General features: G+C 54.2%; 21 protein-coding genes. 11 read left to right on the top strand and 10 right to left on the bottom strand.

The annotated features are described in order from the left end of the window. Positions 1 to 101 precede the first annotated feature (101 nt). The 6 genes from RZ517_RS05835 to RZ517_RS05810 all read left to right on the top strand — a co-directional run bounded on the left by RZ517_RS05835 (position 102) and on the right by RZ517_RS05810 (position 3,976). Complete coding sequence (locus RZ517_RS05835) at positions 102 to 287, top strand: hypothetical protein (protein ID WP_338550526.1); 186 nt, start codon at positions 102 to 104, stop codon at positions 285 to 287. A gap of 86 nt (positions 288 to 373) precedes the next feature. Further along, positions 374 to 1,660 carry a DUF6538 domain-containing protein gene (locus RZ517_RS05830; RefSeq protein ID WP_338550525.1) on the top strand — a complete coding sequence of 429 codons (1,287 nt, stop codon included), beginning with the start codon at positions 374 to 376 and terminating at the stop codon, positions 1,658 to 1,660. Then, positions 1,654 to 1,827: a hypothetical protein gene (locus tag RZ517_RS05825; protein ID WP_338550524.1), complete on the top strand. Its 174-nt coding sequence runs from the start codon at positions 1,654 to 1,656 to the stop codon at positions 1,825 to 1,827. Before RZ517_RS05830 ends, RZ517_RS05825 begins: the two co-directional genes overlap by 7 nt. Before the next feature lie 120 nt (positions 1,828 to 1,947). Beyond that, positions 1,948 to 2,823, top strand: a complete 876-nt coding sequence (locus RZ517_RS05820) for a hypothetical protein (protein ID WP_338550523.1) — start codon at positions 1,948 to 1,950, stop codon at positions 2,821 to 2,823. Then, entirely contained in the window at positions 2,804 to 3,328 is a 525-nt protein-coding gene (locus RZ517_RS05815) for a hypothetical protein (RefSeq protein ID WP_338550522.1), read from the top strand. Before RZ517_RS05820 ends, RZ517_RS05815 begins: the two co-directional genes overlap by 20 nt. A gap of 225 nt (positions 3,329 to 3,553) precedes the next feature. Then, the gene (locus RZ517_RS05810) at positions 3,554 to 3,976 is read left to right on the top strand and encodes a hypothetical protein (RefSeq protein ID WP_338550521.1); all 423 of its coding nucleotides are present in this window, start codon (positions 3,554 to 3,556) and stop codon (positions 3,974 to 3,976) included. Between the two features lie 305 nt (positions 3,977 to 4,281). Here RZ517_RS05810 and RZ517_RS05805 read toward each other — a convergent pair whose 3' ends face one another. Further along, positions 4,282 to 5,637, bottom strand: a complete 1,356-nt coding sequence (locus RZ517_RS05805; protein WP_338550520.1) for a KAP family P-loop NTPase fold protein — start codon at positions 5,635 to 5,637, stop codon at positions 4,282 to 4,284. A gap of 1,238 nt (positions 5,638 to 6,875) precedes the next feature. Between RZ517_RS05805 and RZ517_RS05800 the strand changes: the two genes are divergently transcribed. After that, positions 6,876 to 8,294, top strand: a complete 1,419-nt coding sequence (locus RZ517_RS05800; RefSeq protein WP_338550519.1) for an MATE family efflux transporter — start codon at positions 6,876 to 6,878, stop codon at positions 8,292 to 8,294. 136 nt (positions 8,295 to 8,430) lie between these two features. Beyond that, positions 8,431 to 9,054, top strand: a complete 624-nt coding sequence (locus tag RZ517_RS05795; protein ID WP_338550518.1) for a Crp/Fnr family transcriptional regulator — start codon at positions 8,431 to 8,433, stop codon at positions 9,052 to 9,054. Positions 9,055 to 9,063: 9 nt separating this feature from the next. Here the strand turns inward: RZ517_RS05795 and RZ517_RS05790 are convergent, their stop codons facing one another. The 7 genes from RZ517_RS05790 to RZ517_RS05760 form a co-directional block, all read right to left on the bottom strand. Beyond that, positions 9,064 to 9,915, bottom strand: a complete 852-nt coding sequence (locus RZ517_RS05790) for a hypothetical protein (RefSeq protein WP_338550517.1) — start codon at positions 9,913 to 9,915, stop codon at positions 9,064 to 9,066. A gap of 135 nt (positions 9,916 to 10,050) precedes the next feature. Then, positions 10,051 to 11,187: a DUF3095 domain-containing protein gene (locus tag RZ517_RS05785; RefSeq protein WP_338550516.1), complete on the bottom strand. Its 1,137-nt coding sequence runs from the start codon at positions 11,185 to 11,187 to the stop codon at positions 10,051 to 10,053. 108 nt (positions 11,188 to 11,295) lie between these two features. Next, positions 11,296 to 12,468 (bottom strand): adenylate/guanylate cyclase domain-containing protein, encoded by a 1,173-nt coding sequence (locus RZ517_RS05780; protein ID WP_338550515.1) that lies wholly within the window; start codon positions 12,466 to 12,468, stop codon positions 11,296 to 11,298. A 91-nt stretch (positions 12,469 to 12,559) separates the two neighbouring features. After that, positions 12,560 to 13,795 carry an adenylate/guanylate cyclase domain-containing protein gene (locus tag RZ517_RS05775; RefSeq protein ID WP_338550514.1) on the bottom strand — a complete coding sequence of 412 codons (1,236 nt, stop codon included), beginning with the start codon at positions 13,793 to 13,795 and terminating at the stop codon, positions 12,560 to 12,562. Between the two features lie 367 nt (positions 13,796 to 14,162). After that, positions 14,163 to 15,206, bottom strand: a complete 1,044-nt coding sequence (locus tag RZ517_RS05770) for a glycosyltransferase family 2 protein (protein ID WP_338550513.1) — start codon at positions 15,204 to 15,206, stop codon at positions 14,163 to 14,165. Further along, a complete protein-coding gene (locus RZ517_RS05765) occupies positions 15,203 to 15,808 on the bottom strand; it encodes a TolB family protein (protein ID WP_338550512.1) in 606 nt (201 codons plus the stop codon). The genes RZ517_RS05770 and RZ517_RS05765 overlap by 4 nt, the downstream gene beginning before the upstream one ends. 248 nt (positions 15,809 to 16,056) lie before the next feature. After that, the gene (locus RZ517_RS05760) at positions 16,057 to 16,446 is read right to left on the bottom strand and encodes a hypothetical protein (RefSeq protein ID WP_338550511.1); all 390 of its coding nucleotides are present in this window, start codon (positions 16,444 to 16,446) and stop codon (positions 16,057 to 16,059) included. A gap of 53 nt (positions 16,447 to 16,499) precedes the next feature. Here RZ517_RS05760 and RZ517_RS05755 point away from each other — a divergent pair, with 53 nt between their 5' ends. Further along, the gene (locus tag RZ517_RS05755) at positions 16,500 to 17,213 is read left to right on the top strand and encodes a class I SAM-dependent methyltransferase (RefSeq protein WP_338550510.1); all 714 of its coding nucleotides are present in this window, start codon (positions 16,500 to 16,502) and stop codon (positions 17,211 to 17,213) included. A 16-nt stretch (positions 17,214 to 17,229) separates the two neighbouring features. Here RZ517_RS05755 and RZ517_RS05750 read toward each other — a convergent pair whose 3' ends face one another. After that, a complete protein-coding gene (locus tag RZ517_RS05750; protein WP_338550509.1) occupies positions 17,230 to 18,540 on the bottom strand; it encodes a lipopolysaccharide biosynthesis protein in 1,311 nt (436 codons plus the stop codon). A 280-nt stretch (positions 18,541 to 18,820) separates the two neighbouring features. Here RZ517_RS05750 and RZ517_RS05745 point away from each other — a divergent pair, with 280 nt between their 5' ends. Together RZ517_RS05745 and RZ517_RS05740 are read left to right on the top strand one after the other, a co-directional pair. After that, positions 18,821 to 19,774 (top strand): glycosyltransferase family 2 protein, encoded by a 954-nt coding sequence (locus RZ517_RS05745; RefSeq protein WP_338550508.1) that lies wholly within the window; start codon positions 18,821 to 18,823, stop codon positions 19,772 to 19,774. Next, entirely contained in the window at positions 19,771 to 21,645 is a 1,875-nt protein-coding gene (locus RZ517_RS05740; protein WP_338550507.1) for a glycosyltransferase family 39 protein, read from the top strand. Before RZ517_RS05745 ends, RZ517_RS05740 begins: the two co-directional genes overlap by 4 nt. Positions 21,646 to 21,705: 60 nt before the next feature. On the opposite strand, the gene RZ517_RS05735 is transcribed toward RZ517_RS05740, so the two are convergent. Further along, positions 21,706 to 23,808, bottom strand: coding sequence for a S8 family serine peptidase (locus tag RZ517_RS05735; RefSeq protein WP_338550506.1), 2,103 nt, complete (start codon positions 23,806 to 23,808; stop codon positions 21,706 to 21,708). Between the last annotated feature and the right edge of the window lie 43 nt (positions 23,809 to 23,851).

Below are 23,851 nucleotides of genomic sequence, written 5' to 3'. Positions count from 1 at the left end.
CTCGAAAACCTCCGTATCTCTAATGAGAACAACGAAGGAGGTTTCTCATGCTTATCAATCTGTTGACCATACTCAACGCAGCGGTGTCGGTCCTCTGAGCCGTGCCCGATCTCAAACCCGACGCGGTGGTCGTCATCCGAGCTTTCGATGACGTCCCCGAACACCTGTTCAGGATCGACACGGTCGAGGAAGACCGCGTGACCGGCACAGCCCTCACCGGGCCTTTCGCCGGAGCCTACGGCGAGCCCCCGCTGGAGCTCGTCAAGGCGAGAGACGGCAAGGATTAGAAACATCCCAGCCGCTCCCTGAGCACCCTTTCTGACAATCAAATCCAACCATGACCCCGGGGGCACTTTCCCGGGAAGGAGCAATCATGTCCGACATCAAGTATGCCTATCTCAAAGGCCAAACCTGGCTCTACCGCCGCAACTATCCCAAAGACGTCGTCCCCGTGATCGGTACGCGGGCCTTGAAGCAATCTCTCAAGACCGGTGACGTCAAAACCGCCCGTACCCGCGCCGCGCAGGTCAACGCCAAGTACGAGGATCTTGTTCGTCAGGCCCGCAACGGGGCCGAGGACATCCTCAGTCACGCGCAGGCAGGCACCGGCGAGATCGAATGGGGGGAGGCATCCAAAGCAGCGCTCTCTTCTCTCCGGAGCACTCTGGCGGCGGAGGGCACGATCACCTTCCCCGGCAAAACGACCGCGCCGACGGTGGCTGAGCTTTCCAGGGCCTACCTCAACCTAAGAAGTAACCAGTTGCGGCGGGGCGGCTTCAAAAGCGTCCGTTACTCCGTGGGGCTTTTCACGTCCAAGTATCGGGACCGGAGAATCACGTCGATCACCCGGGAGGAAGGACGGGAGTTTCTGAGTCTCATCGCGCGACTGTCTCCTCTGATCGGCAAGGTGCGCCAAACCCGGCGTATGACGCTGGATCAACTGGCGCGCTGGTCCGACGGCGGGCTGGAGGTCATCTCCGCGCGAACCCGCAAGCGCATCTGGTCTCAGGTCAACCATTTCCTGGATTGGGCCGTCTACGAGGGGCATCTCTCTCAGAATCCCTTCCGGACCGTTCGTTTCGACGGGAAGATCAAGCCAGCTCCCTACGCTGTGCCAACGGATGACGAGGTGCGGGTGCTGCTAATGGAGGAGGATGGCGTGATCCATCTGCCTTTGCTGATCTGCCTGCTCACCGGCATGCGGTCCGGCGAGGCCGTCGGGTTGCTCCGTGAGGACCTGACCTCCAAAGGCAATCTCGGGTGGTTCGCGCACGTCAGGCCCAACGGGCTGCGCAAGCTCAAGACCGACGCGGCGGAGCGGATGGTGCCGCTTCATTCCGACCTTGAGGCGTTGCTGGGTCAGTTGCCGCAGGAGGGACCGCTCTTTCCGGGGCTGTCCGTCAACATGGTGACCAAGCGTTTCGCCGATCTGCGTCAGAAGCTCGATCTTCGGAGACCGGGGCTGGTGTTCCACTCCACCCGTAAGTGGTTCATCACCCAGTGTGAGCGCACCGGCGTGCCGGAGCACTTCACGGCGTCGCTGGTGGGTCACAAGTCCGCGCGCTCGGAGAACGGCATCACCTACGGCATCTACTCGGCGGGCATCTCCGACGAGCAGAAGCGCGACATCATCGACCAGATCAGGTTGCCGTCATGTTGATCCCCGACATCGAGGCGTTCGAGGAGCGGGCCGCCATCTCGGAGCATGATGGTGGTCTCACCCGAGAGGGGGCGGAGGAGGTCGCCGCCGTTGGTCAGGGTTTCCGCAACCGGGAGCAATACTGGCAGTGGTTGGCGGACTACGCGGTCAAGCGCCGATTGCCCTGAGAGAGAACGGCCCCGGCTGGTCAAGGTTGGCCAGGGCTCATTCGTTGCACCGCAAAAAAGAAGAGCGCTGCGTCGAAAAACTACTTATAATTAGAAGGTTAGGATGAGGGAGTTGGAAAGATGAGGGTCTTAAAATGGGCTTGGAGATTGCTGTTCGTTGCAATCTTCGTCGGGTCGATTGCTTTGAATCTGGCGTTTGTGGTGGGGGGCGCGTTATTCAGCGTTGCATCCTCCGCGTTTCACTCGGCGACGGGCATGAGAACTGTCGCAATGCAACACGCGGACGAGGTCGCCGATCTGAGTGGAGAGTTAGCGCAGGAAAGAGCTGCGAAAAGACAGCTTCGCGGTGAGCTTTCGGAAGTGACTGCTGATCTCGCGTCAGAGAGAACGGTCACCAGAAGATTGCGATCGGAAGTTGGTGACGTGATTCCGGATCGCGTTGTGTATCGAGGTCGGAAAGTTGCCGTCCAGGAAGCAGTCGAGACCACCTCAAACAGGATCTCAAAGCGAGCGGTCAAAACATCCTCTCGGGAGATCGGCGCTATGGCGGGAGAAGCGCTGCCTTACGTCGGCATTGCGGTCGTCGTTGGAGCCACTGCGCTGGAACTCAAAGACCTCTGTGACACCTTGAAGGACATGAGCGAGCTTCGGCGTGCATTGGACCCCGGCTCTGCGCCGAGCGAGGATGAGCAGACAGTATGCGCCACGCGGGTGCCAACTGCGGAAGAAGTCTGGGAAACGGTTAAAGCGTCGCCCGGAAACGCGTGGCAAAGTGCTAAGGCTGCAGTACCAACCTTGGAAGAGATAAAGAGCTACGAGCTGCCGGACGTGGACTGGGAAGAATACTGGGATACGTCGGCGGATTGGTTCGCCTCAACTGCCGATGGCGCAAAGTCAGGGGTATCCAGGTTCTGGGAAAAGAGTCTTGAGGGAGCTGGCGATCTGATTGACGATACGAGGAAGTATCTTCAGCCCGATGAACAGCAAGCCCAATAAAAACGAGGTTGTAGCAATGCCCCCTGATCTTGCGAATTTGACAATAGCCGAACTGCTCAAGTTGCATGTCGATGTCAATGAAGAGCTTCGATCACGCGGTGTGCTGCGTACTGCTAACAACCCTACCGGCGATCTCGCCGAGTTCCTGTTTTGCAAGACCTTTGGATGGCATCAGGAAAGCAACTCCGCAAAGTCTTTTGATGCGACAGATGCAGAAGGAAGGCGTTTTCAAATCAAGGCTCGGAGAGTTCACTGGCGCAACAAATCGCGGCAACTCTCGGCTATCCGGGACCTTGATGGCTTTGATTTTCTGGCGGCTATGTTGTTCGACGAACGATACAGGATATCAAAATCAGCGCTCATACCAGCCGGTGTGATACAGGAGAAAGCGACCTTCATCGCACACACTAACAGTCACAAGTTCATACTGAGCGATGCTGTGTGGACCTTCTCCGGTGTGGTCGACGTGACGGATCAGCTACGACGTACGGAAGCTTCGATTTAGATTCCTTTGTTGTGAACCGTTTTTTCTTGTTGTTGCTACTTGACGTTGCGGCAGCGGCTACCCATGTCGCCAACGTCTTTGAATAGAGGAGAGGCAAGTCAGAAAATGGACGACAGCTTCCGAACCTCTTCAAAGGCAACAAGCAACGAGAGATCACGCCGAAAGAGTCTAGCGGAGCGCGCGGTGCGCACGATTTGCTCTGCGTCCCCCGTGCTCAGATCTCCGATGCGCGGCGTCGAAGCGCCGATGCCAGCGAATACATCCGAAAAGTTCCATGGCCCTCACCGGGAAAGGATGCGTTGGCGAAGTATGACGGGCAACTTCGATGAGCCCGTCAAAAACTTGAAAATGAGAGTGCTCGATGCGGAGACTTATGAGCCGCGAACAGAGCGCCGGAAAGAAAAAAACATGGATATTGAAAACTACGTACCAAATTTTGATGAACTTATGGATCGCCGACTGTATCCCAACCGCAGATTTTGCGTGAGGAACATCTGCCCCGGTTGGAACTATTTCCCCAGTGGCGTAAAAAGCTACATCGGGCGACAGTTCCGCCAGCGTGTGGAAGACGGTGTCTATCCGGATATCATCAGCATCGGGACGTACTACCACAGAGGATCAGAGGAGTATGTGAAACTTGCGAGATAAGGCAACGCAAGTCGAAAACTTCTGAACTGATGTGAAAACTTGGCCACCCTTCCATCGTCGAATAAGGCTTTCGGGAGGGTGGCGCTTTCAAGGGAGCATGCTGTCGGTCCACAGAGGAGCAGAAATCGGCAGTTTGCGCGAAGAGCAGGTTTAAGGGCTAGAGAGACAGATGCACAGAGATTTTTTCGACCCCTCATAGCGGAAAATTAGGAGCGCCAGATCGCCGTATAAGCGGGAAATTCCTGTAGTTGATCGCATAGCAAAAAGAGCATTCCACGCCGTCAAGGAAGCGCCAACTCCAAAATCTAAATCTTGAATAAATCAATACAGTCTCTTTGAATCCTGGCAGGTAAGGATTTTCTATCTCGAACTGAAAAACGGTCAATTCGGTCCCCAACCCGATCTTTCCAATCAGGCAGATCTTCAACGTCTGACACTTCTTCCGAACCGCAACAAAAAATTAATGTCGCCAACCAAACCGTAACGTTGTGATTGTAGCCGGGGTTGTGCTGGTCATCGATAGTTTCCATTGTAATTTCTTTCGGCGCCGCAAGATACTCCCGAAGTTCAGACGAGTGAGTACTTCCGGAGACAAGTTTTTTGTGAAGCCTTGGATCTAAGACCGAAGTAACAAGAAGTGCGCACAGTAAATCTATCCATCCCTCCGTCCAATTTCCCTCGTGGACCTGATTAGGCAACAATGCAATCTTGGAAAGGACCTTACCTATATCTCTAAGCGAGACTTCACGTCCCTTAGCAACGCACTCCAACAGGTTTATGCAGCGTCGGGAAATCGGCTCAGGAAGTTCCATGTCGGAAGTTAACTCTGACGCGTACTTTGAAATGACACTCAATTGGTCATGCCGACCAATAACACGAGGAAGCGAGAACGATAAGTCTATGAATTTTCGGAGATAGCTCTCCGCATCGATTTCAGCACCGTATCTTGCTTTGACACTGTTCTCTAATGCTGTTCCGTTGATACCAAGTATAAAATGGACTTTGGGTACTGAGAAGAAGTGCTTGATAACTTCGAGCACAGACAGGGCATAGTCAGGGCGACAACGGTCCAGCTCGTCGACCACAATTACGATCGGAGCCGCTGTATCCTGCGTTAGTTTTGTCAGAAGCCCTCGAAAGGCATCCATTGCATCTTTTCGGCCCTTCTCGACATCCCAAAGATCTTGTGTCTTTTCTTCCGCTTCGTCACGAACTGCATCCGCAAGCACATCTCCCATCTCATCGAGATGCTGCTTTGCGACGAACGTTGCCAACGAAAGTGCGATGCCAAAGGCTGGCTTTGCCAGCTTTGTGGCAACGTGTTTCCATTTTTGGACCGTTGCCCCTTGTTCTTTTGGAATGCGTGCACTCACAGCGGTGATGATGGAAACAAGAGGGTCGGAGAGATAATCGTTCTCGAAGGCGTCAAAATAGACGGTTACGGCGGTCCCCTCATTCTTATCAGTGTGAGCTGTGACCCACCTCTTTAGGAAAAAGGTCTTGCCTGAGCCCCACTTGTCATCAAGTGCTAGCACAATCGGATCTTCTATTCGCTCGACGAGTTCGGACAGCTGTCTTGAAATGAGTTCGCGTTCAAGAATATCGCTCTCGAAACCAGTTTGATATAGAACCATATCAGGGTCTTGAGGAAACAACTTCATAAGTTTTTTTCTTCGACGGTTGATAGGCTTAAATGATGCCGTAAATGAGTAACATAGTCGACTCTCGTTTCATGCTTCGCCACGCTTCAAACCAGTACGTGCTATCGCGAAGGGCGAACACAAATCGCAGGGGCCGCCGTCACTAATGCAACCGCCGTTTGTTGCATATGAAGTGAACTCGCAATTCCACCCCTAAGTGACCGATGCGACGGAATGTGATGGTGACCGCTTAGGTCTACTATGAGAAATCCATTGCTTGCAGCGCCCAAAGATAAAGTTCCTCACGAACAAACTGACGCCTTACTTTCGCCAGCTTGGACTGCTCAATTGAGACGGCGCAGAGACTGATACAATCCTGAACATAGGTGAAAAATGAGTTTCACGGACGATGAAAGTTGGAAATGGCTTGAGGAAAGACGCGCTGCAGAAAAGCGTCGGGAACAGCGCAGAGATGCAAAGCGCGCTGGCTCCGGACCAACCAACACATGTCTGGTCTGCGGCGGCGAATTTGGAGCAGCGGAGGGGACTGTGACCTCGGATGCGTCCATCTGCGACGTGTGCAATCACTGAGCCACCTTTTTTGTTTCTCCCCACCCCATAAGCTCGTTTCTCTCGTGCCTCCCGCAACCTTCTCCCCTCCGCGCGCGCCGCCCCCGCCGACCGCTCTCGCCGCCCCCGTCCGCCGCGATGACGTTCCCTCTCGCGTCACCTTCCGCGCGTCCCCGGTGGCTGTCGGTGCGAAAGGCGGCGTCGGTGTCGGTTGAGGTGTCCTGGGCGGCTACGTGAGACGACATGGGAGAGAGCCGGCTCCGCAGACACGTGTGAGCGGCACCCTGAACACCCTTCTCGTCCGTTTTTCCCTCCGTAATGCCCCCGGAAAGTGCCCCTGAGGCGGTCGGCGGAGGCGGTGGGCGATGGAAATCTTCGACTTTGAGCGTCTCCTACCACCCCAGCCAACCTTCCCGAATAATGCACCGATGGGCCACACTTGGCCTACCCAGCTGAACGACCGGCAAAGCAAAACCTGCCAAAAAGCGCGAAGGCGGTTAACCTTATAGCTCAAGATCTGGCCAGACCACTTGGCATCTTTTGTGCGCTGAGCGGTTTAAATGACCTTTGAAACTCTTGGCTACCAGCGTTCGTGTATCCTTTGTAGACTAATCGTGTGCACCAGGACATTTGAGCACGCCCGGACTGCTTTTGCTGACAGAGAACGGCTCAACGACGAAAGATATGAGATGACGACCGCGAAGAACGCCAAATACACGACCGGCAGCATCATGCGTCACGTTTCGGTTTCGTCTTTTACGGCAAGCATTGGTCTGATGGCGATCTATGCGGTTGATCTGATCGACCTGATATTCATCTCGATGCTTGGACATGAGGAAATGGCGGCGGCGGCGGGCTATGCCAGTGCCCTGATGTTCTTTACCAGCGCCATCAATATTGGCCTATCTGTTGCAGCTGGCGTTTTGGTATCGCGGTCCATCGGCGAGGATGATGAGCTGGAGGCTCGCGAATACGCCACGAGCACGGCGATGCTTGTTATGCTGACAGGGATCGCCATTCCTCTGATTTTATTGATCAATGTTGAATTTTTTGTGGGCCTTCTCGGGGCCACGGGCAAAGTGGCGGAACTGGCGGCGACTTACCTTTGGATCGTCATTCCGTTTACATGGGTTTCAGGCCTGTCCATGGTCACGGTTGCGGCATTGCGATGCTATGGTGAGAACCGGCTGGCGATGTACCCATCGCTTTTTGGGGCGCTGACCAATGCGGTGCTTGACCCTATCTTCATCTTCGTCCTCAACATGGGCCTGCCAGGCGCGGCCTGGGCAACGGTGGCCGCGCGGTTCGTGACGTTGGGCCTCGCGCTTTATCCGGCTTTGCGCAAGCACGAAGCCTTCGTCCGCCCTAACCTGCGCTTGCTCTGGCGTGATCTCCAAACGGTGACACATTTTGCAAGCCGGGCCGTACTGGCCAATGTGGCGACCCCCATTGGCACGGCGATCATGACCCGTGAAATGTCGAAATTCGGGCCAGAGGCGGTGGCCGGGATGGCCGTGATCGGGAGGATGACGCCCGTCGCCTTTTCCGTCATTTGGGCGCTGTCGGGAGCCATCGGGCCGATCATCGGACAGAATTTCGGCGCCGGGCATGTTGACCGGGTTAGACGCGCGTATCTTGATGCGATCAAGTTTGTCGCGATCTACGTCCTCTGCATCACCCTGCTCTTGTTTGTCTTGCGTGGCCCGATTGCAGATCTCTTCAACGCCACCAATCTGACCAGAGAATTGATTTACCTTTATTGCTTCCCTGTGGCGCTGTCGTCCTTCTTCAGCGGCTCTGTCTTTGTAGCGAGTGCCTCATTCAACACCCTGGGGCGCCCGTCTTATTCAACCTGGTTGAATTGGGGACAGAACACGTTGGGCACCTGGCCCTTTGTCGTCGCTGGTGGAATGATGTTGGGGGCGCAAGGGATCATTATCGGACAGGCGATTGGCAGCATCATCTTTGCGTCCATCGCCATATGGATGGGCTGGCGGCTGATCAAGAACCCGCCGCAGGAAAATATGCGCCATCGCAGCCATAGCGCGCTCTTTGGACATGGCAGTCTCATTGCCCACACTTTGCAGAAACACATGGATGACAAGTGATGCTGATCGCGCAGCGTTGTTTCTGAGATCATCAAAATCTGTACTTTTGTCCATGAACGCGGCAACAAGACCATAGTGTTTGATTGAATCTTTGATTTGGTTCGTAATTCGACGGGCGCATGAGGAGTATTGGCCAATGGAATTCATCACCACGCAGCACATGATTGAGGCTGTCGGTTGGCTCGCTGTTGCATTCAAGCTCGCGACATTCTCGATGAATTCGATGATCTGGCTGCGGGTTCTGGTCATCTTGTCTTCGGTGTGCTTCATCATCTATAGCGCCGTGTTTCAAATCTGGCCGCTTCTGACGATTGAAGTCATTTTGCTAGCGATGAACGCCTATCGCCTCTACGAACTCATCGCGCTGCGCAGATTGGTGACGCACATGACCGATGAGTCCGAAACGGATTTCTCCACTGCCATGGCTTACGGGAAAAGGCGCGACATCCAGGCGGGCGATGTCCTTTTCGAAAAGGGAGATCCGGTCGACAGCCTGTATTATCTGGCCGAGGGCCGCGTTGAAATCGAGGGCCAGGATGTGACGGTGCCAGCAGGAAATATCTTTGGCGAGATGGCGTTCTTCAACAGCAGCGCCGAGCGCATGGCGACGGTTCGATGCGTGGAAGATACGGTTGTTTATGAGCTCAACGAAAAGCGCTTTACCCGACTACAGTACGAAGACCCGAAATTCGCCATGTCCGTGATGCGCCTCGTGACCAAGCGGCTGGTGGCGAACGCAGCACATGCACAAGAGGCATAGAACAAGATCTTACGTCCCAGGGTACGGTCTCAGTGCAATATCACGGCGAGAGGCTTGAGAGACCCGGCGCTCCAGTTGCGCGATTACCTCTTTTCCATCAGCAGTTTGCCTGAGATGCTCAAGCGCCGGGCCAATCAGCGGTTGAACCTTGTGTTGGAAAAAGTTTGGAACATGCTCAACCAAGTCCATGGGAGAGCTGTACCCGAGCTTTGCGGCAAAGTCAGTTTCGACGAATTCGCGATAAAGCGCGCTTAGCTTGTCAAGATAGTGAGGGTCAGCAATCTGACCAATCAGGTCCGCCGCCCGCACCAGCGCCGGTTCGGTGTTCAAGTCTGCATAGGCTGGATCATCCGGCACTGGAAAGCGCGTGTACTCGATGGCCGCTGCGATACGCTCTGGGTCCACGATTCCACTGCCTGCAAAGCGTTGCCGCGCATAGATTTTACCCCGGTCAACATGGTAAGGCGCAAGAGAAGCATCAGTAGCCCCGCGCGGCGGGAAAATCCGTTCACCCGCGTCATTGACAATTACTTCGTTGGACGTGTCACCTTCACAAACGCCACGCCTATAGCCAATGTCATGGATCAGAAGCGCCGCGATGTAGTGCACCCAGTCCTCTGGGAGTACCCTGCTTGTTTTTTGCTGGCCTTGGATAATCTGTTGGCCAACCAGCGTGACGATCATTGTGTGCTCTGCGTCGTGATAGGGTGCATCTGAGGCACCAATCACTTGAAGCGTCTCGTGCGCAGTTTTGTTCAAAAAAACTGCATATTGCGGCTTTTGTTCTGGGAAAGCTTGCAGATACGTTTCAGCAAGATGATTGCCAAAAGCAGCAGCTACCATTGTGGCGGGATCGAACATTTTGGGGGTCCCAACATGGCTGAGAAGCTTCGAAATAGCTTATGCATAAGTGGGGGGCTTATCAACCAACCCAAGGGGTCACCGGCCCCACTCGACTTCAATGTGAACACATGTGACGACCCAGCTCGCGTCACGTCAGCTCTTCAAAAACCGCGACGCAGCCGTGTAGCCACCAGAGGCTCCATCAACGAAATGAACGTGATTGTCCTCCATGATCGAGGGCACAATACAGGTCAGCATGGCTTCAGACTGCGCATGCAAGCCATATTGGATGATCCCGTCTTTCGCACCTTGTTCGAGCAAAACCCTCAGATCCGCTTCGGTTTCGGCATCGCAATCCAGCGTCATTTTTAGCCCGTCTTCGAATTTCCGGTAATCCGCATTCTCACCGACGATACGGCGATATCTGCGCGCGTCAAAGCCTCCAACCTTCAGGCCGGTTTTGATGAGTACCCAAGCAACAAAACTCTCAAACAACGCCTTGCGACGCGCTTTGCCCAATGACCCCTGACCGCGCTGTGCGTGCGCCTCAAGCGTGGCACCAACTGGGGGCCAAGACACGCCTGGACCTTCCTTGGCCGAGGGATGGCCGCTTGCCCCAAGGCGGCTTGCCCGACCAAGAACACGTGAAATAAACTCGGTAAATTTGGGCCAAGGGACGCCCGCCTGCGGCATCACAATAACCGACAGGATGACGCCGTTCTTGCTGGGCATATGGCTCCACCGACAGGACAATCCCGTCAAATCCGGTGTCGCGCCCGAGCTTGCCTCCGGAACAGCGTTTTCACCCGCTTTCATCTGCGTTTCAGCCCAGTTGAGCCCGCCGCCGTTAAACATTGCATAGTCGACGCCTTGGGAGGCCTGAAACCTGGCGACCTTCACATCAAATCCCGCCGCGCGAATTTCTGAAACAGGCACCATGCCAACACGCAGGTGCATCTCAAACTCTTTATGCGCCCAAAGCTTGACGGCTGCCAATGCGTCGCTCGTGCGGTTCTTCCAAGGCGGTGGCACCGCAAAACTAGCGCCATCCCCACCAAAAATATACGGAAAGCACGCCCCGCTATGTGCGTTTATCTGCGCGGAAATAACCGCTGCACCAACCATGTTGACGGTTTTGTAGAGTCCATTTTCGACAGCTTCGGTCGACCCCTTGACGTCGGATGTTCCGATCAACCAGTCATCCGGCAAAGGAGCGTAATTCCCATCGTCAGACAAATCGGCGAAATCGGAGAATTTGGGTAAACCGTCGTAGAATGTTAAGTCGGTCATTACACTGCCCATGCCGCAACATAGCTCTGTTGATACGCTGAGCCTAGAGCAATCACGCGCAACGCTCACTGGTGCCAAGCCATTCGCACGTCGCAGCTGTGAATTCCTTTAGTCTGAGACCTCGATGGGCGCGAACAGTTCCATTTCGTCCGGCAGGCCTCGTATCGCGTAGGACCCACAGGAAGAAAAGAAATCAGGCGCGGCCGCGGCCACAGCGGCCGTTGCCAAGATCCGGTGCCCAATAGTCTTGGTCAGCCCCTCAACCCGGCTCGCGACATTGACCGCACCTCCAAGCACCGTAAAATCCAGCCGTCCGGGGCTTCCGATATTGCCATAGCTGACATGTCCGACATTGATCCCGATGCCAAAGTCCAAAGGCGGCTGGCCAGCTTGGTTTCGACCAAGGTTGAGAGCCGCGAGACCGGCCATTGCATCTTGCGCCGCGCGCGCCGCGTTTTGGCACTGTTCAGCGCGACCAACAGGGTCTGAAATCGGAAAAATCGATAGAATGCCATCGCCCATGAACTTAAGGACATCCCCACCGTTTTCCTCGACGGACTGGACGACCACGTCAAAATATCCGTTCAACGCCTCAAAAACATGTTCCTTGCTTGCGGTGTCTGACATTGTGGTAAAGCCGCGCAGGTCAGAGAACATGACGACGGCCTCAATTCTTGTGCGTTCGCCGCGTTTGATCGTGCCGTTCCAAACTGCCTCTGACGGTCCGTCCCCAAGATAGGTCCGCAAGAGACCTTTGGATGATTTGCGCATGGTGATGGGTTCCATAGCACAGGAAAGGGCCGGCAATGCTGCCTCGATCATCTCCAGATTCTCCGGCAGGAACCCATCGCGATCCCGCGTCACAAAGGTGCATCCATGCAGCGAGCCGTCGCCATAATAAAGCAGAGAGGCGTAGTAATCCGTGCCGCCCTGTTCGGCAAACTCAAGATAAGAAATATGGTCCGTCTTGGGGTCAAGCTGCCGCAGGCTTTTGTGCAGCGGCTTTCTGTGTTCCAGAATGTACTCAAAAGAACTGCCGACATAGCTGTCCGTCAGCGTGATTTCATGCGTCACGTCATAGGTTTCGGTTTCTTCAGGTGTCCAAACCACGCCCCACGCAATGAGCAAGGGATTGGCAAAACGCTGACCAATATTGGCGCGCCAAAGCGGCACACCAGCGTCGATCAATGACGTGCAGAAATGTGAAACGATTTTCACAGGGTCGCCCGAGCAACGCCCGTCGTTCATCATCCAGTTGGTGAGCTTGGCCAAATGATCCATTGGCTCAGGATAGTAGCTGAAACAAGTTACGCAACGACGCTATCTCATAATCCGAACCGGTCTCTTCGATCCGCACATGTCCTGGCCCCGCCTAATCCAGTGTGAAAAGTTCCTGACGGTCTCGGACACCGCGCAGGCGATATTGGCCAAGGGACACCAGATTGGGAATGCTCTCCAGCAATGGGGCGGCCACCTTGGCTGAAATGACGATAGGCTGATCCACTGCATTGCACATGCCCAGGATGCGCGAGGTCGTGTTCACCGCTGGACCAATCACCGTGAAATCAAGCCGGGTTTTGCCACCGATATTTCCGTAGAGGACGTCACCGGCATGCAAGGCAAGCGTGAAGTCCGTAGTCGTCAGGCCGTCTCCGGCCCGCTGCTCGTTCAGGGGAACAAAGGCATCGCGCAGCTCCAGAGCGGCCTCAATTGCAACGCGCCTGGCATCAGGAATCTGATCCATGTCGAAAATCGCCAGTAAGCCATCGCCCATGAATTTCAAAACATTTCCGCCATGGCCATCGACGACATCCACAGCCACGGCAAAATAGTCATTCAGCATGTCGATGATCGCTGTGCCCGGTAAGGTTTCCGACAGCTTGGTAAATCCCTTCAAATCGAAATCCCAGATAACTGCTGAGATCGTTTGAGAGGACCCGCGGATGATATCACCGGATAGCACTCGTTTGCTTGCGTCTCGGCCCAGATACGCGGCTGTGATATCTTCGGCCATTTGTCGGTTTGCTGCGGATTTGAGGGTCAGGCAAAGAGGCGGCAAAAGTTGTCGCAACCCATCGAGGTGGGCGTCGGTAAATCCATCAGGCGCATCTGTGATCAGGGATATGATCACGCCCTCTTCGTCTTGGGTCGGGTCCACAGCGGTCGCATCGTCGTCGAGAAGAAAAAACCTCTTCACGGCAATATAGTCTGTAGCCCCAAGTTCGCGAAGGTCATCGAAGATAGGGAAGTTCAATGCAGGGTCCGGCACTGTCAGATTCTGTCTGATCTCTTCTGTATTGTTGCTCAGCAGATAATAAATCGGGCTGCGCAGGAAATCCTCCTGAGTTTCCGCCGAGCGATGAAATTCCTCGCGTTCGTTTTGGCCATCTCGGAGCCAACGAAAGGCCAAGGCGCCAATCTCGGGATGGTGTGCTTGCATAGCGACGTTCACGCGCAGCAAGGGAATACCGGCCGCGACCAGCCGGGTGCAGCAGGTCTCAAGCCAAATCTCGACAGGCTTGTTTTCAAGCCCCTGCTGAATCAACCAAACCGTGAGATCGTTCAGCGCCGCCGTCATCTCCCAGTTTTCGAGTGTTGGGGCTGCCATTGTGTCCTCGTCTCGTGATCAAATGGGCTAGGTCAGCATCGCCTTCATCTATTGTGCTGTTCAAGCAAATTGAAGGCCATTTCGCTTGCACCAGAGTCGTTTTTGCAATCCGCGCCAGCCTTTCAGGCGCGGCATATTTGTCATCAGACGGTCGATTGCGCATTTCTGACCGTCTTCACTGGTTGCTAAGTGACTTTCTATATCGGACGTCAAAACTTCTAGTAATACCGCGCGTATAGCCACTCTGTTATCCAAAACAAAACACACTGTACCCAGAAAGCAAAAACCGCGAAGAGCTCGCACGCGCTCAAATGCTATTGGCTAGGCCTCTCGTGACGCCTTTCAGACATTTTCGTGCCCGCGTGTCTCACTGCCTGGTCGCAAAAAATCCTTGCAAGGACTTGATCATCAAACCTGGTTCTTTTGCGACCGCCACAAGAAGCCACGGTAAATACGCCCTGGCCTGGAACAGAAAGGCCAAAATCGTGCGCAGGTGTGTCAGGCCTTGACCTCTGGAAAGTATCCCTTCGGCCAAAAGACCGGCTGTCATGCGTTTTAGCCAGCGGCTGTCGTGGCCGGACAATGTTGTGTCGGCTCGCAGCATAGTGTCGGCACCGTGGACTGCGGCCGCGATGCTTTTGGGGTCGGCTTTTTGTTTGTACGCGAAGAAATCGACAAAGGTCGACATCTGCTTGAGCACGTCGTCGGGATAACGTTTCTTTAGATTGACCAATCCAATTTTGGCACAATTTTCCGCCTGTTCATCGCGCTTGGCGCTGGTTATGGCCGAGCTGTGACGCCTGTAGTCGATCAAAACCTCTGGCATAACATAAGTTTCGCCAAGTGTGCTTAACCTTGACCAAAGGTCGTAATCCTGAGCGGTTGCAAAGTCTTCGTTGTACCTTATGGCCCGGCCATTCGGGTCGAGACGCTGGAAAAAGTAGGTTGGATGCGGTGCTGGCGGATTGAAACTCAGCAACCACCTGATTTGCCAGTCTTTGAGTTCGCGCCGCGCTGTGCGCAGCGTTTTTCCACGGTCGTCAACCATTCGATACCCGGACGCGCAGGCAACAATCTGCGGGTGGTCTTCCATGAAGCGCAGTTGTTTTTCGAACCGTGTGGGGTAGCACATATCGTCGGCGTCTATCCGGGCAATGTATGTCCCGGATGCGACCTCCAAGGCCTGGTTTAACGCCTTGGTCAGGCCTTTATTCTGTTTGTTGACAATGAGATGCGTGTGTTGATTGGATTTTGCAAATCTTTTCAGCACGTCCAGAGAGCCATCGGTTGATGCATCATCAACCAAGATGAATTCAACGTCGGTTTCTGTTTGGTCTTCAAGGCTTGCAAGGCAGTCGCGCAGATAGGGCAACCCATTGTGGACGCTCATCACAACACTGATTTTGGTCATGACCCAGCCTCGTCACATGCGATGCGGTAGATGGCGCGAGACCCGTTATGCGTGCTGTCGAAGAAGATGGATTTCCCGTCACGGCTCCACCGCGGATGAAGATCACACCGGCATTCGTCGGAATACCTGGTGGATGCTTTGAACTGGCCTAGCCTGTGTTGCATGTCGTCGCTTAGAACATACAAGTGCTGTTCGCCACATAGGTCAGGGTAGGTATCGGTTGCCCAGCGCCCGGTAGGCACGTGTAAACTGGGATGCCCATCGACTGATGGAGCAGGTGCCGTGAGCGGCGTCAAAGTTTCGGTTTGACAGTTATACACAAGATAGTCTGACCTGCGTCCTTTGTTAGATGTGTAGACAATTCTGTCGTCGTCAATCCACCAATAGTGCGAGGCATTTCCAGGCAGCGGAACCCGTTGCAATTCCTTGCCGTCAAGTGTTCCGACAACCGCATTCACATTCCAGGTGTGCGGATGTTCCAAGGATGGAATGGTTTTGTACAGAACTGAAAACCGTTCACCTGTCGCGCTCAACTTTGCTGCGTTGAGATAGTGCAAATCGATCTTGTTGTGTTGAGGTATGAGTCCAGAAAACTGAGGCATCGACGCCACCTTGTTGACCTGACCTGACTCGAGATCGACTGCAAACAAACCATCTTCATCTGCCAGTGACGTCCCTGAAAATGGATCTTCCAATGCCCCATAGCCATAACCAGGGCGCGCATAGGCAAGCCTACCGAAATTCAGCGATATACCAATTTTTTTCGAAAAATCAGCATCAAACAAAGGGAGGTCGCACAGTTTTTGCACCGGACCATTGTTCGACGCCGCGACAAAACACGGGGCGTCGTCTATGATGGTGTTAAATGCGATCTTTTTTCTTGCCCCGGAACCCACATCAAACGCGCTCCGAGTTGCCAGCTCCAAAGACCGGTCTGCGCAATCTCAATGAATTGGCCGGAGTTGATCTCGAAATAGCCGACGGATGCGCTTTCAGATCCACTTAGCCGACATGGCGCATGCTTCACGACATGGGCCAAGATGGCTTCACCATCATCTGAGACCGGAGAGATGTCGTAGTAACCTTGAAAACACTCAGACCCTTCAACGCCAAAGCGGCGGACATCAGGGTGGCATGGTTTTTCTCCCTTAATCCAACGTACTGTGCGCAAGAGCGGTGGCAGGACATGCACTCTTGCGGTACGTCGCACTGGTCTCGGGATCATCTTCAGTATATCCATTCCGACGTCTTAACACTCAACAATAAACCTCACCATCCGAGGAACACAAAATCATGGCAAAGAGGCTTTACGGCAAGACCTATCATGCCGACAGAAATGCGCGCACGCGTTACGCGGCGGACACAATACTCAAACATGTCTTTGGATGGCATAACATCAGCAGTGTTTGCGATATCGGTTGTGGTGTCGGGACCTGGCTGGCCGCCTCAAAAGACCTGGGCGCGACGCGGGTCAAGGGATTTGACGGTCCGTGGGTCGACAAGAACGCAATTGCCATTGAACGTGAAGAGTTTCAGGAATTCAACCTGAGCAAGCCTTTGCCAAAGGATGAAAAATTCGATCTCGCCATGTCTCTTGAAGTGGCCGAGCATTTAGATCCTGGGCGCGCGGTCTCGCTTGTGGCCGACTTCTGTCAACTCAGCGACCTTGTGTTGTTTTCCGCTGCGATTCCGGGGCAAGGCGGCACTGGCCACAAGAACGAGCAGTGGCAAAGTTATTGGGCAGATCTCTTTGCACAGCATGGTTTTCAACCAGTTGATATTGTGCGTCCCCTGATATGGGATGATGAAGACATTGCCTGGTGGTATCGGCAGAACATGCTGCTTTATGTAAAATCCCAGTCAGATGCGGAACAATCACTCCTGGCTTTAAACACCGCGCGCGGCGACTTTATTGATCTCGTTCATCCAGAGCAGCTTAACTTTATTCAGGCAGCGCCCTTCAAACATGCGGTTCGGCAGGTGCTTCACAGGCTTAACATTCGTTGATGGAAATTGGGGTGTCTCAACCCGCAGAGCGGGCTGCTTCTACATGGTGCATTGCTTTGTAAACACGGTTCCAGGTGGTCAGCAGCCAAGTAAGTTCAAAGGAAACATGGGCAATGGCAATCCCAAGCAATCCGGCAAACGGGGCCATGAGCAGCATGACGGCAAAGTAGCAAAGAGTTGCCAAAATCACCGTCCAAAGAAAATCGCCGGAATTTCCAAGAGCGATCGTGAGTGGCAAAAGCGTTACGCCTCCCAGATTGATCGCTTTGGCCAATAGCAAAACCACCGCAACAAGGCCTGCAACTTGATAGCCATTTCCGTATATCACGGCTAAGAAATCACCGGCCCACCAGTAGGATGACAACGCCAACAGCAACGCCGGCGCGGCGCTTAGCACGGCGATTTTCCGGGCAAAGCCAACAGCCGCTCGCGGGCCAGAAAGTTGCATTTTCCGCGCAATCTGCGAGCTTGAAACTTGTTGGATTGGTCGGCCGATTTGACCTGCGAGGTTTGCAAAGTCCTTGGCAGCCCGCAACAATCCAGCGGCGCCTGGGCCAAACACAGCCCCAGCGAAAATAATGTCTGCATCCTGACTCAGAAGGCGAATTCCAAAGGTGATGTTCGTCTGAATGAGCATTCTCCAAAAGCCTTCAGCCCTCTGAATGGCCGCCTGGGCGCTTGCGTTCCACACATCTGAGATCGATGTGTTCTCCAAAGCGGCCGATGCGCGCGAGATGAACCAAAGGTTGGTGACAAGTTCCGCCCCAAACCAAACCATGAGATAGGCGGCTGGTTCGGCATTTTGCCACGCCAAAACAATCCATCCACACATGACCAAACCTGCGAGCAGCACTTGCCGGAATCCAATGGTCCAGAACTTGTCAAAGCTTCGCAGAATTGCCTCGGTTACTCCGAATATCCGGGTAGGAATGATGAGACAAAACAAAGCGGCGAACATCACCAGGTCTTCTTCGAGGCCGATGACCCGTTGAAGTAGAAATATCCCGGATAATGCAACACCACAGGCAAAGAGCGCGGTCAAAAAATCGACCAAAAAACCCGCTTTCACCAACCCTCTGAAGTTCGGGATATTCTTGTCTTCCAGGGCTTCCGTCAAAAACCGGGTGAGCACGTTGACCGATTGGAAATTGAAAAATCCATCAATGACTTTTGTGTAGGCCAGAATTATTGCGATCTGACCAAACCCTGACACCCCCAAGGACCGCGCCGCCACTGCGTTTGCCAACAGAAACGGAATGGCCGCCATAAGATTGGAACTGACGAGCTTTGACCACCCTACAAGAAGCCTGTGATTTGGAGATGCCATTACGCGAGATCGCCATCTGATTTAACGCTTGGCGCAAGAGAGAATGGCTTGTTTTGCATCTATTGCATTCCAGTTACCGGCTCGATCTTACGCACAGACACAGCATTATGCAGCGAACACGCAGACGTTTGATGGCTACATTTGCAAACCTGTCTACAAAATTCAAAGCGAAAGCGATGTGGTATTGTTCCCAAATTTACAATAATTGCAGGTTTTCAGCCCTACTGTTGCCACATTCCTTGAACATTTGTAGCACACCTTTCGAAAGACGGCCGGTTTGATGAAGCTCGTAATCCAGATACCTTGCTACAACGAGGAAGCGACCTTGCCCGAAACCCTCGCGGATTTGCCACGCGAGGTTCCGGGGTTTGACAAGGTCGAATGGCTCATTATCGACGATGGGTCTACCGACCGCACGGTTGAAGTTGCGGAAGAACACGGCGTTGATCACATTGTGCGCCAGTCGCACAATCAAGGTCTCGCAGTTGCTTTTCTGTCTGGTCTGGAAGCCGCCTTGCGCGCCGGAGCGGATGTCATCGTGAATACCGATGGCGACAATCAGTACGCCGCGCGCTGTATCCCAGATTTGACCCAGCCGATTTTGGACCGTCGCGCGCAATTTGTAATTGGCGCGCGCCCCATTTCCACGATCGAACATTTCTCGCTGGTCAAACGTTCGCTGCAAAAGCTGGGAAGCTGGGTTGTGCGCCAGGCCAGCGGGACCAAAATCGATGATGCGCCAAGCGGGTTTCGCGCCATTCACCGTGACTCTGCGATCAAGCTATATGTGTTCGATCGCTACACATATACTTTGGAAACCATTATCCAGGCGGGTCGCATGGGCATTCCCATGATGTCGGTCCCAATCGAGGTCAATGACCCAACACGGGAATCTCGCCTGATCCGATCCATCCCGCAGTATATTCGACGTTCCATCAAGACCATCCTGCGGATCGCGGTGCTGTACCGCCCTCTGCGATTCTTTTCTTGGCTTGCAGCAATATCTGCCTTGCCTGGGGCAATGGCGTTTTTGCGCTTCATCTACCTTTATTCCACAGGCCAGGGTGACGGACATGTTCAATCGCTGGTCATAGGGTCGGCCTTAATCGGTGTCGGGGCGATTTTCTTTGTCGCGGGGTTGATCGCTGATTTGATCGCGGCCAACAGGGTTCTATCGGCCGATATTCGCGGGCGATTGCTGCGCGCTGAATTGGATGGAAACAAGCTGGAATGAGCCAGTTCCAAAACCGCACTTCGTTATTCATACTTTTGGTATTCACCGGTGTTTGGATCATGCTCGGTGTGTTCGCATCAGATGGTCTTTATAACACCGACGAATCCCTCTACCGCCTTGGCGCTGAATCCTTCCGCAACAATGGAAATTTTGTCGTTCAGAATGGATATGATGTTTTTGGGTCCGAGGATCTGAGGCACGTCTTACTTGTGAACGGGCCAAACGGGCTTGTTCCTCAGTATCCTGTCGGCTCGGCACTCGCGGCTGCGTCATTGATCGATCTATTTGGGCAAAAAAGCCTGATCGTTCTGAACGTCCTGGCCAGCATTGGTGCATTATTCACCACCTACGCGCTGGCCAAACGCTTGTTCGGCACCTCGGAAGTCGCGCGTCTCACAATTGTTATACTCTCGTTCGCCACTTTCTGGAGCGAATATGTCGTGGGGCAATGGCCTCATTCCATAAGCCTTTTCTTTGTGTCTTTGGCAATTCTGCTGTTTCTGAACGCCATGGATCGGGCGCGCGCCGCGTGGCATCCGGCGTTTTGGTCGGGCCTCTGTGTGGGCCTTGGAATGTCGTTCAGGCTGGAAGTCTTGCTATTGCTACCCGCCATCGCAGCTGCGACCATCCTCTACGCGCGCAAGCCCTTTGGCGTCATTGTCGCTGGCACGCTGGGCATGGTGCCGACTGTTGCGCTGCTGGCCTATTCAAATCAACTACGCTTTGGCACGTACAACCCCCTATCCTATGGAAAATCCGGTGGTGGTACGGACGCTGCAACTTATATGCCTCTGGGGATTGGAATTTTGGTGGCGCTGGCTGGGCTGACATTCCTGCGACGCCAAACCCGCATTCAACTGGAACGAAAGCACATCCTTGCAGGTGTCACCCTCCTGAGCGCGGCGGCCATCGCGCTAAGCCCAATCGTCCCGATCCTGAATAAGCTGGTGGTCGGCATCCATGCGATTTTCCTCGATTCAACCGTCATCCATGATCCGCGACCCGGCGCACTGGTCGCCCTCCCCGATGGCACTGTTGCCTTTTGGGGGCTTCCCAAAAAAGCACTCGTTCAGAGCTTACCTTGGCTTGGTTGCCTTGCAGTGTTGATTGGTCTTGTTTGGGGAGAACGGCGGCGAAGTGTGACACTTATCCTGATTTTTGTGGCGGCCTGGGCCTTACCCTTTGTTCTGCGCAGCTGGCACGGCGGTATGAGTTCGAACATGCGTTACCTTCTGCCCATGGTGCCGTTGCTCGCAATGCTCGCGGCCTGGATCATTCTGGAGCTTTGGCAAAAACACACCATGGCAAATCCTTACATTTTGTCAGCAACGGCCGCATTCGGATTTCTGGCTCCCCTTTTGTTCGTAGTTTTTGCAAATGACTCAGTATTTTGGCTCAGCCAAGTCGCATCACTATATGTCTTTACAGGCGTGGCGGCTTTCTCATTTCTGGCCGGATTTTCCAGTCAGACGGCAACACCACATGTCGCGCTGCATGCGGTTGCTTTGGGGCTTGGCTGGTCATCTTACCTGGCCTTCCAGGACTACAGCCTGTCGCAATCCCAACGTGCCAAATCGGCAGCCATCGCCACAGCCGTTTCGAGCATCTCTGATCGCGCTGTCCTTTATGGAGCGCCAGCACATTTCTTTCCGGCGTTCAGAAACCCTGAGCAGTTGCTCGCGCGACCCGCAGATCCCGCAACTCTGGTCGACGCAGATTTTGTCAAAGCCGCTTGTCAATCAAGGTATCGCATTTTGATTGCCGACTACATGATCGGACAGCTCGGGCCGCTGAAGGACTCAGTTTCAGACTATGTCTGGGACAACGGCGTTGAAGGCCCGGCGATGGTTGAATTCGATTGCGATGCCTGATTTGAAAAGATGATTGCCCGGCTCTGAAAAAGGCTCAGGCCGAGCAATCAGCGACTCGTTTCAAGCGACCGGTTCAGCAAGCTTTGGCAAAAGCGCCCCCATGGTCAAAAGACCGTAGCCATGACGCGTATCATAGTCCGGACCCAGTCCATCCACGATCGCCTTGCGAATGGATGGTCCATCAACATGCATCTTCGACTTTCTGCGCTCCTGGATCATGCGGGCAATCATTCCAGCCGACTGGGCCGTTGCCGCAGATGTGCCTCCAAACCCATATTCTCCACCCTGATGTGATGCAAGCTGCCCCGGGTCTTCGGCGTACCCGCCATGACCCAAAATGTCTGGGGCCGGGACATAATTGAATTTCTTCGCAGCCTCCGGATCTGGCTCTGCGCCAGGGTTTTCATCACGGTCGCTTGGGCACAAACAGCACAGGCCACGACCAAATTGGCTGTAATGCGCAGGTACAAGCTTGGACGTTTTATTGGCCGGGTTGCTCAACTTGGCCGACCCCACAACGATAATCCCAGTGCCTGCAAACGGATCATCCGCATGCAGCGCCAAGGCATCTGAAGCGCGTTCCAGTGTCTCGGCGTCAGGCTCGTGCCCTAAGGATTTGAGCATTTGCGCCACCCATATGCGTCCTTTGGCATCGCCCAGCGCACCAAGCACTTGTTCAAAGTCTTCCGGTGCTCCGGGATAGGAAATCTTGCCGGTGCCATCGTTGCCCGACGGGATCAGGACCGGTATTTTGAAGCTGGCTAAAAGAATAGCCAGGGCGAGAGGGTCACATGGCCCGTCGTTGTGCCCTAGATTTTCGGTATCTTTCCCCCATTTGTCAGGATAGCTCGCAGGATCAGGCCGCACAAAAGGCGGTCCCACCAGGATCGTATCTACCGGTGCTGCGCCAAATGCCATTTTAAGGATCGCCTCGGCCACGGCCATCCGGTTTTCATGTGTATCAGATACAAGGTTGGTCACGCGCGCCGGTAAGAGTTTTGCCTCTGGCGCAGTGCCCCACACCTCACACACGCCCTGTGTTGACGTGCCTGCGATCAAACCACCCATTGCGGTGCCATGCCCGCCTCCTTTTGAGGCAAAGGCCATACGACCGTCATGGTAGTGATGGTAGTCAGCGTTGATAACCGCCGTTGATGATGCCCATTTGTCAGGGTCGGTTGTCTTTGCCAACTCAGCACTGATGGCATGATCTTTGCCACGCTGAAACGTGGGATGCGTGACATCCACGGGCCCATCCAAGAGCCCGACCAAAACACCCTTACCGCCTTTTTCCAATGGTACATCGGCCGTGCCGATACCCAGGCGTGGCAGCGTCCATTGATCGATCGGCACCTGAGGTTTAGGCGCAGGTTTGCGATCCATCACCGGGCCATTGCCCAAATAGGGCGATGGGCCGGGATCATAAGACTGCACATCCTCAATGGCTTCGACAAAAAGCTCGTCCAGAATGTCTCGCAACTCAGTGAAGGCCGCTTGCGCAATTGCCGCACCTGCAGAGCCATCAGAGGCATAGTGTACGCCCGCCCACTCACGATTTTCCCGGATCCTGTACGCGACATCAAAGGCTTCGGCCACAACTCCTGGATCATGCGCAAAGACTTCGGCAATGCCGTGCGCCAGCAACGCAGACTGCGTGGCATGACCACTCGGATAGGCCGCATGATGGGGCACAACTATGGTTGGGTCGATGCCATGATCCACAATATGCGGGCGCGGTCGGTTGAATTTTTTCTTGTAATGCGAGGCCAACGCCAGACCTGCGTTTTGAAGCTGTGTCAGCAGGCGAACGAGGCTGCCCGGCGCACCGGCGGCATCATCAAAAATGCTCAGGAAAGGCGTGATTATGTCGTCAATCTCATCAAGTATCTCGGCCTGGCGCGCATCACGTTCTGGATCTGCTTGTTTGTCGAGCAGGTCGTCCAGCTCTCGCCGTGTACCGTCACCATCATAGTCCGGGGCACCGGGAACATCATTTTTGTCCAGCAACGCAACAATATCATCAAACCGGGCATAAATCTTGCGACGGTACTTTTCGTCCTGCACACCGAAAGCGGCAGATAGAAAATCGGAGGACTTTGTCTTCGTTTTAGTTTTGGTTTTAGTTTTGGTTTTTGTTTTGGTCTTGGTTTTTGTTTTGGTCATCTAAAAGTCCTTCCACTTCACGCGCGAGCACACAGCGCCCATA

Origin of the sequence: Roseovarius sp. S88, from assembly GCF_037023735.1 — a bacterium.
Classification (GTDB): Bacteria; Pseudomonadota; Alphaproteobacteria; order Rhodobacterales; family Rhodobacteraceae; genus Roseovarius; species Roseovarius phycicola.
This window is presented reverse-complemented; position numbering and strand designations above follow the sequence as displayed.